This is a genomic window from Paenibacillus plantarum (assembly GCF_013141695.1).
Taxonomy (GTDB): Bacteria; Bacillota; Bacilli; order Paenibacillales; family NBRC-103111; genus Paenibacillus_E; species Paenibacillus_E plantarum.
In genome coordinates this window covers 13,073-27,736 of record NZ_WHNY01000043.1, presented here as the reverse complement: position 1 = coordinate 27,736, position 14,664 = coordinate 13,073, and the positions used below count along the sequence as shown (strand labels likewise).

Here is a 14,664-nt window from a genome sequence, read left to right as displayed (position 1 = left end):
CCACAATATGAGCGAAATCATCACACATTTGAATGGAAAGGCAGGGGAGGCCAAGTTTTCTCGCAAGCGTGAAGGCAGATGGCTAAGGGTATGGCGGAACCTCGATACGTATGTACTGCTGGTGCCTGGGCTGCTTCTACTGCTATTGTTCAAATACACACCGATGTACGGAGTCTTAATCGCTTTTCAGGACTTCAACATTTTTGATGGGATCAGAGGAAGCCAATGGGTCGGATTGGAGCAGTTCCGAAAGCTCATGCAATCGACAGAATTTATGCAAGTGTTCACGAATACATTGCTCATCAGTATTTACAAGATTGTGTTGCTGTTCCCGATACCCATCCTGATCGCTCTGCTGCTGAACGAAATTCGGTTCCCAGCGTTCAAACGGACCATCCAGACGATTATCTACATGCCTCACTTCTTGTCCTGGGTCATTATCTCTGGCTTGTTCATGACGATCTTGTCCCCTTCTGACGGACTTGTCAATACCGTCATTCAATGGTTCGGCGGCGAATCCATACGATTTTTTATGGACAACCACGTATTTAGAAGTGTCGTCGTGTTCACGGCAGGCTGGAAGGAGATCGGCTGGAACGCGATTATCTTCATCGCTGCCTTAGCGAGTGTCGAGCAGGAGCAGTACGAGGCGGCTTCTATCGATGGAGCGAATCGCCTGCAGCAGATGTGGCATATTTCGCTTCCCGGCATTGTGCCGACGATTATCCTGATGCTCATTCTCCGTCTTGGTATGGTGCTGGATGCAGGCACAGAACAGATCCTGACGATGTATAACCCTACTGTCTACGCATCCGGCGATGTTATCGGTACTTTTGTTTACCGAATGGGTCTTGGAAAGATGGATTACAGCTTCAGCACGGCAGTCGGCCTTTTCAATTCGGTCGTCGGTTTTATTCTCATCATCTCCGGCAACTGGCTCAGCAAAAAAACGCTGAACCGCGGAATATGGTAAGGAGGCCTGGCATGCAAATCCGTAAAAGAACATTCAGCGACTGGGTTTTAGATAGTTTCGTCTACGGCTTCATGATTGTGTTAGGTCTGATTACCTTATTGCCGATGATCCACGTGTTCTCCAAATCCGTCAGCTCGGACTGGGCGCTTGTATCGGGACGGGTGAATCTGCTCCCGGTAGGCTTTCAACTGGATACGCTCGTAAAAGTCGCTACCTCCTACACATTTGCCCGAGCATTCGTCATTTCGGTTATCGTGACTGTAGTTGGGACACTATTGAGCATATTGGTGACCGCCATCACAGCTTATCCGCTATCTAAGCGGCATTTGCCCGGTATCTCGGGAATCATGGTATTGTTCGTTTTCACCATGCTATTTAACGGAGGACTTATTCCGAATTACCTGTTAATTCGTGAGCTGCATTTGCTTAACAATTTATGGTCGCTCATTTTGCCAGCCATGATCAGTGTTTTCAATATGCTGGTCATCAAGAGCTATTATGAAGGTCTTCCCGAAGCACTTGAAGAATCGGCGCGGATGGATGGAGCCAAAACGTATACGATTTTGTTCCGCATTATTCTACCGCTCAGTATGCCTGTACTCGCTGCGATCGCCTTGTTCTATGCCGTCGGTTTTTGGAACGATTACTTCAGTCCGATGCTGTACATTAGCGATCCATTATTGAAAACGCTCCAACTGCATCTGCGCGATATCGTGATGGAGAACGATACGGCGAACGCGCTCAACAAGTCGGCAGACGATCTGATGAATATGTCACCGGAAAGTATCCGTGCCGCTACCGTAGTCGCATCTACTGTGCCTATCCTTCTCGTATATCCGTTCCTTCAGAAGTATTTTATTAAGGGTGTATTGATTGGTTCCGTCAAAGGCTAATGCTGCATTAACGCCGGCGGAATCCACCGCTGCTTAATGATAAATTTCACAACATATATAGGAGGGTTTAAAAAATGAAGAAAACGATGAAATGGGCTGCGCTCCCTGTCGCAGTCAGCCTGATGCTGCTTACCGCTTGTGGCGCAAGTAGCGAAGGTGAGAAAAGCAGCTCCCCAACCCCGGCCCCGTCCACACAGCCAGCGACTGCGGGCCCCAAGCCTGAACTGAAAGCGCTTATGCGACTGGGCCCTAACTTCGCTAAAGACCCGATCGCCATGATGTTGGAAGAGAAGACCGGGTACAAAGTCAATTACGAAGCACTTCCGGTCGATAAGCCGGAGGACAAACTCAACCTTCTGATTGCTTCCTCGGAGCCTTATGACATCGTCTCGACAGCTGGGGACAGCAGTTCCAAAGCGATCTATGCCGACTATGCCAAAAAAGGCGCATTGGTCGATCTGACTCCGCTTATTGAGAAGTACGGTAAAAACATCAAAGCATCGTTGTCCAAAGAGACACTGGAAATGGCCAAAGTCGACGGTAAAATCTATGCCATTCCGACGCGAACCCTCGAATCAGTCGGTACGAGTCTGATGATCCGCAAGGATTGGTTGGATAAGCTGGGTCTGAAAGTCCCGACAACGCTTGACGAGCTGTTGGTTGTACTCAAGGCGTTCAAGGAGAAGGATCCTGGTGGTAACGGAGCCAAAAATATTCCGATGGCTATTAAAGGCGACAATCCATTGGTCGACAACCTCGTCGGCGCTTTCGGCATGGTGAACGATTGGAACGATGTGAGTGGCAAGTTGGTTCCTCGCGCGATGAATCCTGCTTTTAAGGAATATTTGACTTATATGACCGATCTTTATAAGCAAGGGCTGCTTGATCCAGAGTTTGCGATCAACAAGGACGCAACTGTGAAAGAGAAGTTTACAAATGGTAAGGCAGGCGCCATCGTGTTGCATTGGGCAGACATTCCGTCGATTGACGATGCGCTGAAGAAAAATTTCCCAAGCGCCACCTATGCGTACATTCCTGCGCTGACGGGCAAAGACGGCAAGGCAGGTTTGGCACAGTCTTCGGGATTTGATAGGCTGACCTTTATTCCGAAAGCTTCCAAGCATCCGGAAGATGCGATCAAATGGATGGACGCCAAGCTGGAACCGGATACGTTCAAAAACATGGCGATCGGTGTAGAGGGCACGCACCATACAGTCAAAGAAGGAAATTATTATCCGATTTTGCCGATTTTCAATGACGAGCGCGGCTCTGCCAGCAACTATTTGACAGGTATCGATGAAACCAAATATCCGATCTATTGGCAAGCACGCGTCCGTAAAGATGACCGCCTCTACAAGGGCTGGGAATTCTTGAACAAGTTGCAAAAGCCGGAAGTATTCAAGCAGAATCCGCTCGGTTTAGCGCCGTACTTCCCGAATTACTCCAAGGAAAATGCGCAGCTGAATCAGATGGTTAATGATTATGCCGTCAAAGTCATTGTCGGCGGCGAGCAGCTTACAGGATTTGACGCCTTCACAGACAAATTCAAAAAAGCCGGCGGCCAAACGAGCTACGACGAAATCAACACATGGTACGCGACAACTCGTAAATAATGCAGTGCGGCAGTCTGACGATAACGCTTAGGCGGTGCAGGCTGCCGCATTCGCTGTGCCTTTATGAAAGTATGAGTAAGTAAAGGGGGGATGAATGCTGTAAGTCAAGCAAGATGATATCCATTATGGGAGGGAATTGGGATGATTGCTTTGGAATTTTCGAAAAGGTGGAAATTGCACGGTTTCATGATGTTCTTTTTTTTGATCGGTATGCTGCTATTTACCGCATCTTCCGTCAACGCCGCTCAGCAAGAGCCTTATAATTGGCAAAATGTTAGCATCGGTGGTGGCGGATTTGTAACTGGAATTGCCATTCATCCGACTGAGCCGAATCTCGTCTATATTCGCACCGACGTCGGCGGAGCCTTACGGTGGGACTCCGTTAATCAGAAGTGGATTCCATTATTGAATGCGCTTCCAAGAGAGAAATACAATCTGTACGGCATTGACAGCATCGCCCTTGATCCGGCAGATCCGAATGTGGTTTACGTTGCAGCGGGCAAGTTCGACTATGTAGGAGCTCCTGCGGATATTCTGAAATCAACAGATCGGGGAGTCACATGGGCGTCAACCGGGTTCGCTCCCAGGCATTATGGCAACGGGCCGGGACGAGATTTGGGTGAACGGCTTGCGGTAGACCCCAATAATAGCCAAATCATTTATATGGGAACTCGTTATGACGGGCTGTGGAAAAGCACATCGGGGGCCAGCGTAGGCTCATGGGAGCAAGTTGCTAACTTCCCGAGCATCGGTGCTGCTCCGACTGGTCTCAATTTTGTTTTATTTGATAAGAGTACAGGATCTCCCGGCATTTCGACACAAACCATCTATGTCGGGGTCAAAGGCACTGGTATCTACCAGAGTGTGAATGGGGGGACAACATGGACGCTGATGAATGGAAGCCCGCTTACTCCACGTCGGGCTGTTCTGGCGGATGGCGGCACCCTATATGTCACTTATGAATCTGGTGTCACTAAGTTTGCAAACGGCGTATGGACCGACATTTCGCCCCCGGGGGTAGGGAGATACAACGGCATTACGGTAGACCCTACAAACCCGAACATCGTGATGACAGCTGTAGAAGATGGTTCGAACACGCCAGCGCCGATCTACCGGTCGACCAATGGAGGCCTGAATTGGTCGCAAATCACCTTCGTCAAACATCAGAATGTTCCCTGGTGGACGAGTAATTGGTTTGCTGCTAATACATCGACCTTGACCATCGATCCCCATTTTCCAAATCGGGTATGGTTAACCGACTTTTACGGCACATGGCGCACAGATGATATAACGGCAAGTCCGTCCCACTGGTATACGTACGAAGAGGGCCACGAGGAAGTGGTGACGTTCGCTTTACGCAGTACGCCGATCGGTGCACCGCTGCTTAGCGGGCATGCGGATGTCGATGGTATGCGTCATACGTCGCTCACGACGTATCCAAGCAGCAAATTAGGCAGTCCGTCACTAGGTGATACGGTTTCCATCGATTTTCAAGAGAGTAATCCGAACTTCATCGCTCGGGTAGGTTCCACCCGTTATGCCGGCTCAGGGGGTGGCGGCTACAGTACCAACAATGGGGCAACCTGGACGGCATTTCCCAATCCGCCCGGAATCGCTGGCCGCATCGCCGTATCGGCTGGCAGCGAAACGATGGTCTGGGTTCCGCAGCACGGAAGTCCGTTATATTCAACCGACCGTGGACAATCTTGGACACCGGGAACAGGTGCACCATCCGGAACCGTACACGATTTCTGGGTCTGGTACCAGCCGCTAGCGTCTGATCGCGTCAATAGCAATACGTTCTATCTATTGGAACGTAACACGTGGAAACTATTCCGCAGCACAGACGGTGGCGCGTCTTGGAATGTTGCGTCCACGATGCCAACAATTCCGGCGAAAACTCCCGCGTATTTCAGTGTCAAGGCAGCTCCGGGTAAGGCGGGAGAAGTGTGGGTTAGCCTGGATGGGGGAGGTCTCTGGCGTTCCAGCAACTCCGGCGATTCTTGGACGCAGCTGCCGAATGTGCAGCAGGCGACATTGTTTGCATTTGGTAAGAATAAGTTAGGTTCTCAGGATCCCACTGTCTTCGTCTATGGCAAGGTGGATAATAGTGTGGGTATTTTCCGATCCGATGATTTCGGCACGACCTGGGTGAAGATTGACGTCATCGATCCGGCGATTGGCGCTGAAGCCAATACGATGGAAGGCGACCGTCAAACATGGGGGCGTGTTTATATCGGAACGAACGGAACCGGTGTTTTTTACGGTGACACTTTGATGAGCGAAGGAACCGACACGGAGCCGCCTACAGCTCCTTCGAACCTGTCATCCCCGTCGCATACGTCTACGAGCGTTAACCTCTCTTGGACAGCTTCAACCGATAACACCGGTGTAGCGGGGTACAACATTTACAACGGAGGCGTCTATGTCGGTGCCACGACAACGCTTTCGAGTACAAACTACACTGTAAACGGTTTAACGCCTAGCACCACCTATTCGTTTACGGTGAAAGCCAAAGATGGAGCGGGCAATCTCTCAGCTTCGAGCAATGCGCTGAGTGTGACAACAGCGCCTCCGCCGGCACCTCCGACGAATCTGATAACGACATCCGCGTCACTCACTACGCTTAGTCTGAGTTGGAGTCCGCCATCCAATCTTTCTGGCGTAGTTGGTTATACCCTTTACGTCGGAACCAAACAGGTGGCTTCTACCTCGGGCACGACGTATACACTCACGGGATTGTTGCCCGACCGAACATACTCGGTTACAGTTCGTTCCGTAGACGGTGCAGGGAGCGCGTCAGTAGCTAGCAACACACTGGCTGCGACAACTGCGTCAGGCCCAGGCACGCTTGCCTTCAGCGACGATTTTCAGGATGGGGTAGCGGATGGTTGGACGCCTGCGAACGGTACATGGTCTGTCGTAACATCAGGCGGATCCAAAGTTTATAAGCAATCTTCCTGGCTGGGGACGAATGCGTTCAGCACAGTCGACACCAGCACATATACCAATTATAGCGTGGAAACGAATATCAAACTTACCCAAAATGATATTGACCTGGCAGCAGGTATTACGGCTCGTTATCAAGATCCGAACAATTTTTACTATTTCCGAATCAAAGCAGGCAAGCTGCAGATTGGCAAATCGGTGAACGGAACCGTCACGATCCTGATTCAGAAAAATTATACGATGACGACGAATGAAGTTTACTCGTTCACCGCAGTATTAAACAACAGCACACTCGAGTTATATGTGAATGGGTTCAAGGAATTATCCGTTACGGATACGAGCCATGTCTCGGGCAAAATCGGCCTATATGCCTTCAAGACGAGTGTTGAATTTGACAATGTGAAAGTCGTTCATAATCGCGATTTCACGCCGCCGACAGTTCCTGGGAATTTGCGCTTATTGGCAAAAAGCGAGACTACGGCAGAATTGTCTTGGGATGTATCCTCGGACAATACTGGTGTAACCCAATATGAGGTGTATCAAGGTCCAGCATTGATAGGAACTGTATCATCCAACACATATTCCGCAACCAATCTTGCAGCGAACACCGCTTATACATTCAGCGTAAAGGCAAGAGATGCAGCAGGCAACATGTCCGGAGTGAGCGCTCCGCTTAGCGTCACGACAGACCCGTACCTGTTTCAAGCAAAGAAATCCATTACCGCCATTACCGTTAACGGATCCCTGGACGAACAAGTATGGTCCACGTTCAAGCAATTAAAGAAACCGATTATTGGCACTCCGAACAATACGGCGGAATTCAGCTCGCTCTGGGACAATACTTATTTGTATGTAGGAGTCAAAGTCATCGACGGTAAGTTGTACAATACATCTGTGCAACCTTATTATGATGACTCCATCGAAATCTATATCGATAGCAACAACAATAAGGGCGCAACTTATGACAGCTATGACCAGCAGTATGTCAAGGGTTGGAACGACAGCACGCTCTGGCTGCAGAGAGTGATGCCAAACGGAGTGCTGCATGGATGGGCGCAGATTCCAGGTGGATACAGCGTGGAGTTAGCGATTCCTTGGAGCACGCTCGGCCTTACACCATCTGCCGGCATGACCATCGGCTTTGACGTCGCGAACAATGACACCGACACCGGAACCGGCAGGGAAAGCCAGCTGTTGTGGGCTGGAACGAACGACAACTGGACGAATACGTCCGCATTCGGAAGCCTGCAGCTTTCCACGGTCTCCATTGGGGATACACAGCCGCCTACAGTTCCATTGAATTTGACATCGCCTTCACACACGGACCGAACTGCAGTATTGTCTTGGACGGCTTCTACTGATAATGTAGGTGTTACCGGATACGAAATTTATAACAGCGGAAACCTAGTTGCAACGGTAACTTCGACGACTTATACGGTCACCGGGTTAACGCCGGGAACTAGCTACAGTTTTACTGTAAAAGCGAAAGATGCGGAAAACAATGTGTCGGCGGCGAGCAACTCAGTCAGCGTCACAATGGATGCGTCTTACACGCTGATCCCTGTTACTAAAACGAGTTCCACCATCCTAGTCGATGGCTCGCTGAACGAAACAACATGGGCCATAACGAAGCAAGTGAACAAAAACGTGATCGGAACTTCTAACAACCAGGCGCAATTTGGGGTATTATGGGATGATACTTATTTGTATGTCGGGGTCATCGTCACCGACGGAAATCTGTATAACAATTCGGCGGAGCCTTACTCCGACGATTCCGTTGAGATTTATATTGACGGTAATCATAACCAAGGCGCAACATATGACAGCTATGACCGGCAATTTATCAAAGGTTGGAACGACTCCGCTCTGTATGAGGCTCGAAGCCTCACGAACGGCGTGCAGCATGCATGGGCCACGATACCAGCTGGATACAGTGTGGAAATGGCAATTCCGTGGAGTTCACTTGGCATTACACCATCAGCGGGGATGACGATCGGCTTCGACGTGGCGAACAATGACGAGGATGATGGGAACGGTCGACAAAGCCAGACAGTATGGGCAGGAACATCCAATAACTGGTCGAGTACGTCGGCATTCGGGGAGTTGAAGTTGGTATTGCCATAAGTACCTATGGCGTCGAAGGAAATGTAGAGTTCAAACAGATGGAGGGCTAAACGCATGAATATCATTCAACAAGTTTCAACAACACAGAAAGCTGTTGCTTTTACATTTGATGATGGCCCTAACCCAGAGTATACGCCTCAATTGCTAGATATTTTCGATGAGGTTTCCGGTCGTGCTACTTTTTTTATGATGGGAAAACAAATCGAACTATATCCCGAGACCGCGCTTGATGTTCATGTCAGGAAACATGAAATTGGGAACCATACTTTCTCTCATCCTTTTATGACCCAAATTAGCTTGGAAGAATGTGAGAGAGAACTTCTTGTTACGGACGAATTAATTACTGAGGTAACAGGAACTAAGCCAGTTGTCATGCGTCCACCTTACTTGGATTTCAACGAGGAGGTTCAAGCGATTACTGACAAAATGGGTTACCCTGTCATTGGATCCAATAACGGAGGCACAAGGGATTGGGAGATGCCTGGGGTTGACCACATTCTTGAGGTAACCCGAGCGCAGGTCGGATGTGGGAGCATCTTACTCTTTCATGATGGTTTTGGAGATCGTTCTCAAACGATAGAGGCCGTCCGAATTTTGGCAAAGGAACTGACAGACCAAGGTTATCGACTTGTAACGGTTAGTGAGCTTTTGCAAATGTCGGAGTCATAATTAGGAGCAGTAATTTGGATATTATTCATACAACATGAATATTGAGAGGTAGTTGAGAGAAGCTGCGTAGAATTTAATTCTATGCAGCTTTTTTATGTGAATAAATAGGGGACGGGCAAATTAATTCAAAATTGAGTCTATCTTCTCTCCTGTAATTAGGTTATATTTGGAAGAATTATTTGTGAGGAGAGATGCAGATGTCGGACATACAGGCAATTGTATTAGACTTGGACGGAACATTGCTCGGTAGTGACAAATCCATATCACCTAGAAATTATCAGAGTGTTAAAAGATGTTTTGATTCTGGGATTCCTATTATTGTTGCCACGGCGCGACCGCCTAGAGCAGCTAATCAATTTGTACAAAATTTTCCTTTTGTAGACTACTTGGTTTATTATAATGGTGCTCTAGTAACATGCAAGTCTAAGCAAACTCAGCTTCACATTAGTATCCCAAATGAGATTTGCCAACAGATTAACCAATTCATCGAGTTACAAGCTCCTCAATCCTTCATTTCATATGAGGTTAATGATTCTTGGTATGCATGTACACCTATTCCGGACTCGCAACGTACTCATTTCGGCCTCCGTACGAATGATCCGAACCCCGAGATTATGAATAACGATTTATTTAGTTCACTCTCCCCAACCAAAATTTTGGTTCAAGGTTATAGCACATGGAGGGATATAATAGAGCAATTCGGTGACCATGTGAACGTAATCGCAACCGATGGCGGGGCATTAATTCAAATCATGCAAAAATCAGCATCAAAGGAAGAAGCTGTGCAATGGGTGCTTAACGATATCGGGGTGAAGCCAGAAAATGTAATGGTATTCGGAGATGACTTTAACGATTTAGGACTATTCCAAATGTGCGGAGTTCCAATTGCAATGGAGAACGCGATTATTGAACTGAAAAATTGTGCAGCGCACGTAACCGATTCGAATGATAACGATGGTGTTGCTGTTGCAATTGAGAGATTTATGGGTGTAATCAATTGCTGATAATTAACGCGCTATAAGTAAGGAGTTCATTTTTAAATGAGATATGTAAAATGGTGCATGGCCTCTTTATCACTTTATACACTTCTAACAATCTTAGCGTGGTTCATTGATGAATTAGGATGGAAAAGGGGAGTAACCGAAGGAAAATACCAAATATACGCTAACTTATTTTCAAACATTCAATTCCCTATTAAACTGCTTCTAGGAATGGATGATGTGATCAATTATAACTTTAGACTTTTACCGTATATAATGGGTGCCATCTGTTGGATATTTATAGCAATTTTGTTTTGTAGGCTGAGAACTAGTACACATCATTAACCTGAAAGGAGCCATTCCGGCATGATTGTGATCCCCGATACATTTATAAAAAGAATGCACGAACTCCACGGTGAGCGAGGTGTCGCCTGGTCGGAGGCGCTGCCAAGGCTAATCGCGGACTGTGCAAGCCGTTTCGACTGTAGCCCTGAAGTTCCATTTCCTAATTTATCCTATAACTTCGTGCTCCGCGCAACGCGCAGTGATGGGAAACGAGTCGTCCTTAAATTATCTTTTAAGAAGGATGAGCTATCTAGAGAAGTTAGTGTTCTTCGTGCCTTTGAGGGCCGAGGGGCAATTCATGTGCTAGATGCAGATGAGGAATGGGGAGTTGCACTACTGGAGGGTGCCGTGCCTGGCAAACCTTTGTCGACAATTGAGAATGATGCACTAGCGACGGATATCTTTTGCGATGTGTTTCGCCGCCTTCACCTTTCGCCACCACCGGGGAGTCTGTACCCGTCAATGAAACAGCATTTTGCGGCAATTGAGCGTTACCGAGAGCGAATCAAAGACATGGAAATTGAAGGACCACTGCCACCGAGCTGGGTGGAGAATGCCGAAGAATGTCTGGAATATCTCATCGCGACCACGAATGAGAATCTCTTACTGCATGGCGATCTGCATCATGATAACATTCTTCGCCAAGACGAAGAGAAATGGGCTGTCATTGACCCCAAAGGAATCATCGGTGACATCCATTTTGATACGATCCAGTATCTGCTTAACTACGAGGATCGGGGTGGCGACTGCGAACAGGTGCTGCGGAACAGGATAGCGATTATGGCTGATCGACTTGGTCTTGACCCTCGACGAATCGCGATGTGGGGTGTGGCACGAGGTGTGTTGGAGGCGTGCTGGACGATTGAAGACGGAGGAACCGATTGGCACAGAGGCATCCAAATCACGGAACGCTTTGCCAAATTTTTGGATTAAATGAACCGTCAAAGTAGCATTGACAATGGAACGGACAATTCGTATGAACCAAATAGGATTGTAAAAAAGTGTAAATGGGGTTGAATATGGATGGCGACAGCAGACTGGGAGAAAAAAATTACCGAAATTACTTTATTTGTTGAAGATCTGCATCGGTCAAAGGCATTTTATCAAGAGACGTTCAAACTTGCGATCATATATGAAGATGAAAATTGTGCGGTGTTTGATTATGGGAATACAAGCATCAATCTGTTAAATCAATCGAATGCACGCGAGTTGATTGAGCCGGCGCAGGTAGGTCGCCCCGGAGACGGCGCGCGGTTTCAGTTCACGATCCAAGTCTCAGATGTTGACCAGGTATGCGACGAGCTGGAAGTACGCGGCGTTAAGTTATTGAATGGACCGATAACGCGCCCTTGGGGGCGGCGGACGGCTTGTTTTGCTGATCCGGACGGGCATGTATGGGAGATTGCTCAGGTGCTGTAGTTGGGCTACTTGGCGGGAAGCTTAGATGAGGCTTTCAATTATGATTTGACGGCAACTGGTATTTAATCGGCTGCCGTTTTCTATTGAATGGGAAGTACATGAATTTTATTACATCTCTTTATAGTACTTGAAACGGTAATACGAGCAATATCCAAGGATAAACAGATAGGCAAAAATCAATAGCAAAAGTATTGTTAAATCTATATCCATCAAGGCAAATGGGATAATTAAGGCTCCAAACATAAAGACCATCATGTCATATGCTTTCGCTTTTGCCCGACTAGCAATTGCCAAATTACGCTCATCTTTCATATCAATCTCTAGCTGCTTGGCAGCGGTAGCATTGTTCTTCACAGCGAGTTGGACGACTATTTCTCCCATGCCGTGACCGAAAATACTACAGCCAAGCCCAAAACAGATATAAGGCAACGCTCGCAGCATACCTTGTGGATCTTCCATTGTTTTGATGAAGTACAGACCACCTGCAAATAGTGCTAAGCCTACAACGGTAATAAAATAAGACGAAGTCGGTTTTTTCATACATGTTCATCCTCCTCATATATAAAAATTTCTTCGATTGTCATACCGAAAAAACGAGCAATCTTGAACGCTAAAAGGATAGATGGGTTATAACGTCCGTTTTCCAACGAACCGATAGTTTGCCTTGACACTTCGAGAGCCATTGCTAATTCTTCTTGCTTAATTCCGCGTTGCTTGCGGATTTCTTCTAAACGGTTGTTCAATGCGTTCTCCCTCCATACGGAAAGCTAGCTTTCCATAAGAGGAGTATATCGCGCGATGTAATCAATGTCAAGCGTACTTTCCATTATGATGAGACTAACTGCAAAGGGAATGTCCGACCTATTCCCCCCGCAAGATCATGCGATGAGAACAGAGGCGGTAACAGTTCTCTTGAAAGTTGGCGAACAGAGAATACTGGGTGATTTTGCCTGGGACAATACACACCCACCTTTTCGTACATAGTATAATAACTGGAAAGACATTCACATGGAGTGTGGAAGGATATGCCAATATATTGCCCAATTCAGCCTCCGGTATTTCTCAAGGAAACGCCTAACCCCAATTATGTATACCGAGAATACGCGCCAAGCAAGGCGCTAGTGCCTTACATCGCTTGTTATTGGAAGCTTGATTTCCGCACAGATGATGGCAAGGATCTCTTACATCGGATCATACCTGACGGATGCGCGGATATCATTATCGATATGAATCCCGCTTCTACATCCCAAGGTGCATTTGTAACTGGCCTGATGACCTCTTTTGAAACGATGAATCTCTCGTCAGACTGTTCCCTGTTCGGAATCCGTTTTTATCCACATAAAATGCGCTATTTTATCAAGTATCCCGTCTCAGAGCTTACCGGCTATCAAGTGCTTCTAGAGGACGTATGGGGAAACGAAGCCGACCTGGTTGCAAATGAACTAAGATCCGCTCAGACGCTGCTTGATGCCATTGTAAGACTGGAAGTAAGGCTGCAGAATGTTCTTCTTCGCAATGAATATGAATTCGAGAGTCCGCTGCGAGTGGCATTGTGTGTCATGGGCACTACGATCAATCTCACTTTATTCACACCTTTAAACGACTATACGGAGTGGTGCCAAATCAGATTTGGGCTTGAAGTTGTCCGTTTTTTACAAGCGGAGATGCTACTATTGGAGAGATAATACCTTCATGCATTGAAACCAACTTTATAGCAGGAGGACAAACAATGAAACCACGCATTTCCGTACTTACACTGGGAGTAGATGATTTGGAAAGATCGCTGAGGTTCTATCGGGATGGATTAGGGTTTCCGACCGAGGGGATCGTGGGCAAAGAGTTTGAACATGGTGCGGTGGCTTTTTTTGACTTGCAGGCTGGTGTAAAACTTGCTATCTGGAGCCGTAGAGATCTCGCTCATGAGACGAAAGTACCTCTTTCTCTGCCGAGCTCAACCGAAATGACAATCGGACACAATGTCGGCAGCAAACAAGAAGTGGATGCAATCATGGAACAAGCTGTGCGGGCAGGGGCTGTTCTTGCGGATCCTGCGCATGACGCTTTCTGGGGAGGTTATTCAGGACATTTTCTCGATCCTGACGGCCACTTGTGGGAGATAGTCTGGAATCCTGCATGGGATAACGTGGAGTGAGTCGGGACACCGGCTTTTTCCACGTTTTTATCGAAAGAAAAATGATAGATTAATCTCAAGGCTGCCCGCGTGGCGGCCATTTTTACTTTAACTAGCTAGTTTTATCGACGGCTATTCCATCTGAGAATTACTACCAGTTAAATTTACCGAAAAATAGGAGTTCACCCTTCTCCGCAGGTAGGTCATAAACTCCATATATAGCAATCATAGGCGGGGATTCGATATAAGTTTTGGATAAGGTGGAATAAACTTTGACCTCAATCGTATCACCGGCTGCTAAAGCGTCTTCTTTCGTTTCCCAATAACTTATGGCACAGAACTCATTAGTTACATCTTCTCCCAAAAATGTAATACCTTTAAATCCCTTTAATGTTTGATGGACCATGTTCGTTTTCTCAGCCCATTGCTCTGCGAATGATATTGGGGCATCAGGTCTTAATCTAAACATACTTAATCTAGCGTACATTAGGAATCTCCACCTTCGACAGTCAATATTAAAATTTTATGTGAGATCAGTTTAAAAAGTGTATGTTTAATGATTAAATAT

At 47.1% G+C, this 14,664-nt stretch carries 13 protein-coding genes; 10 read left to right on the top strand and 3 right to left on the bottom strand.

What is annotated here, in order from left to right; translation table 11 throughout:
• Positions 1 to 7 precede the first annotated feature (7 nt).
• From GC096_RS15080 to GC096_RS15035, 8 genes are all read left to right on the top strand, one after another.
• On the top strand, positions 8 to 973 hold the full coding sequence (locus GC096_RS15080; RefSeq protein ID WP_171631307.1) for an ABC transporter permease: 966 nt from the start codon (positions 8 to 10) through the stop codon (positions 971 to 973).
• An 11-nt stretch (positions 974 to 984) separates the two neighbouring features.
• The gene (locus GC096_RS15075) at positions 985 to 1,866 is read left to right on the top strand and encodes a carbohydrate ABC transporter permease (protein ID WP_171631305.1); all 882 of its coding nucleotides are present in this window, start codon (positions 985 to 987) and stop codon (positions 1,864 to 1,866) included.
• A gap of 74 nt (positions 1,867 to 1,940) precedes the next feature.
• Positions 1,941 to 3,479, top strand: coding sequence for an extracellular solute-binding protein (locus GC096_RS15070; protein ID WP_171631304.1), 1,539 nt, complete (start codon positions 1,941 to 1,943; stop codon positions 3,477 to 3,479).
• Positions 3,480 to 3,620: 141 nt separating this feature from the next.
• Complete coding sequence (locus GC096_RS38460; protein ID WP_216626141.1) at positions 3,621 to 8,552, top strand: sugar-binding protein; 4,932 nt, start codon at positions 3,621 to 3,623, stop codon at positions 8,550 to 8,552.
• 54 nt (positions 8,553 to 8,606) lie between these two features.
• Positions 8,607 to 9,221 (top strand): polysaccharide deacetylase family protein, encoded by a 615-nt coding sequence (locus tag GC096_RS15050; RefSeq protein WP_171631302.1) that lies wholly within the window; start codon positions 8,607 to 8,609, stop codon positions 9,219 to 9,221.
• Positions 9,222 to 9,418: 197 nt separating this feature from the next.
• Complete coding sequence (locus GC096_RS15045; protein ID WP_171631300.1) at positions 9,419 to 10,225, top strand: Cof-type HAD-IIB family hydrolase; 807 nt, start codon at positions 9,419 to 9,421, stop codon at positions 10,223 to 10,225.
• 342 nt (positions 10,226 to 10,567) lie between these two features.
• Positions 10,568 to 11,479, top strand: coding sequence for an aminoglycoside phosphotransferase family protein (locus tag GC096_RS15040; RefSeq protein ID WP_171631298.1), 912 nt, complete (start codon positions 10,568 to 10,570; stop codon positions 11,477 to 11,479).
• Between the two features lie 90 nt (positions 11,480 to 11,569).
• On the top strand, positions 11,570 to 11,965 hold the full coding sequence (locus GC096_RS15035) for a VOC family protein (RefSeq protein ID WP_171631297.1): 396 nt from the start codon (positions 11,570 to 11,572) through the stop codon (positions 11,963 to 11,965).
• A 108-nt stretch (positions 11,966 to 12,073) separates the two neighbouring features.
• On the opposite strand, the gene GC096_RS15030 is transcribed toward GC096_RS15035, so the two are convergent.
• Both GC096_RS15030 and GC096_RS15025 read right to left on the bottom strand, forming a co-directional pair.
• Positions 12,074 to 12,505 carry a hypothetical protein gene (locus GC096_RS15030; RefSeq protein WP_171631295.1) on the bottom strand — a complete coding sequence of 144 codons (432 nt, stop codon included), beginning with the start codon at positions 12,503 to 12,505 and terminating at the stop codon, positions 12,074 to 12,076.
• Positions 12,502 to 12,708: a helix-turn-helix transcriptional regulator gene (locus tag GC096_RS15025; protein ID WP_171631293.1), complete on the bottom strand. Its 207-nt coding sequence runs from the start codon at positions 12,706 to 12,708 to the stop codon at positions 12,502 to 12,504. Before GC096_RS15025 ends, GC096_RS15030 begins: the two co-directional genes overlap by 4 nt.
• A gap of 282 nt (positions 12,709 to 12,990) precedes the next feature.
• Between GC096_RS15025 and GC096_RS15020 the strand changes: the two genes are divergently transcribed.
• Together GC096_RS15020 and GC096_RS15015 are read left to right on the top strand one after the other, a co-directional pair.
• Positions 12,991 to 13,650 (top strand): DUF6597 domain-containing transcriptional factor, encoded by a 660-nt coding sequence (locus GC096_RS15020; protein ID WP_171631292.1) that lies wholly within the window; start codon positions 12,991 to 12,993, stop codon positions 13,648 to 13,650.
• 44 nt (positions 13,651 to 13,694) lie between these two features.
• Positions 13,695 to 14,117, top strand: coding sequence for a VOC family protein (locus tag GC096_RS15015; RefSeq protein WP_171631290.1), 423 nt, complete (start codon positions 13,695 to 13,697; stop codon positions 14,115 to 14,117).
• A 130-nt stretch (positions 14,118 to 14,247) separates the two neighbouring features.
• Here the strand turns inward: GC096_RS15015 and GC096_RS15010 are convergent, their stop codons facing one another.
• Positions 14,248 to 14,583 (bottom strand): ABM domain-containing protein, encoded by a 336-nt coding sequence (locus GC096_RS15010; RefSeq protein WP_171631289.1) that lies wholly within the window; start codon positions 14,581 to 14,583, stop codon positions 14,248 to 14,250.
• Between the last annotated feature and the right edge of the window lie 81 nt (positions 14,584 to 14,664).

What these genes read in the sequence shown, in the direction of transcription:
- GC096_RS15080 (WP_171631307.1), top strand. Translation starts at nt 8, where the DNA reads ATGAGCGAAATCATCACACATTTGAATGGAAAGGCAGGGGAGGCCAAG.
- GC096_RS15075 (WP_171631305.1), top strand. Translation starts at nt 985, where the DNA reads ATGCAAATCCGTAAAAGAACATTCAGCGACTGGGTTTTAGATAGTTTC.
- GC096_RS15070 (WP_171631304.1), top strand. Translation starts at nt 1,941, where the DNA reads ATGAAGAAAACGATGAAATGGGCTGCGCTCCCTGTCGCAGTCAGCCTG.
- GC096_RS38460 (WP_216626141.1), top strand. Translation starts at nt 3,621, where the DNA reads ATGATTGCTTTGGAATTTTCGAAAAGGTGGAAATTGCACGGTTTCATG.
- GC096_RS15050 (WP_171631302.1), top strand. Translation starts at nt 8,607, where the DNA reads ATGAATATCATTCAACAAGTTTCAACAACACAGAAAGCTGTTGCTTTT.
- GC096_RS15045 (WP_171631300.1), top strand. Translation starts at nt 9,419, where the DNA reads ATGTCGGACATACAGGCAATTGTATTAGACTTGGACGGAACATTGCTC.
- GC096_RS15040 (WP_171631298.1), top strand. Translation starts at nt 10,568, where the DNA reads ATGATTGTGATCCCCGATACATTTATAAAAAGAATGCACGAACTCCAC.
- GC096_RS15035 (WP_171631297.1), top strand. Translation starts at nt 11,570, where the DNA reads ATGGCGACAGCAGACTGGGAGAAAAAAATTACCGAAATTACTTTATTT.
- GC096_RS15030 (WP_171631295.1), bottom strand. Translation starts at nt 12,505, where the DNA reads ATGAAAAAACCGACTTCGTCTTATTTTATTACCGTTGTAGGCTTAGCA.
- GC096_RS15020 (WP_171631292.1), top strand. Translation starts at nt 12,991, where the DNA reads ATGCCAATATATTGCCCAATTCAGCCTCCGGTATTTCTCAAGGAAACG.
- GC096_RS15015 (WP_171631290.1), top strand. Translation starts at nt 13,695, where the DNA reads ATGAAACCACGCATTTCCGTACTTACACTGGGAGTAGATGATTTGGAA.
- GC096_RS15010 (WP_171631289.1), bottom strand. Translation starts at nt 14,583, where the DNA reads ATGTACGCTAGATTAAGTATGTTTAGATTAAGACCTGATGCCCCAATA.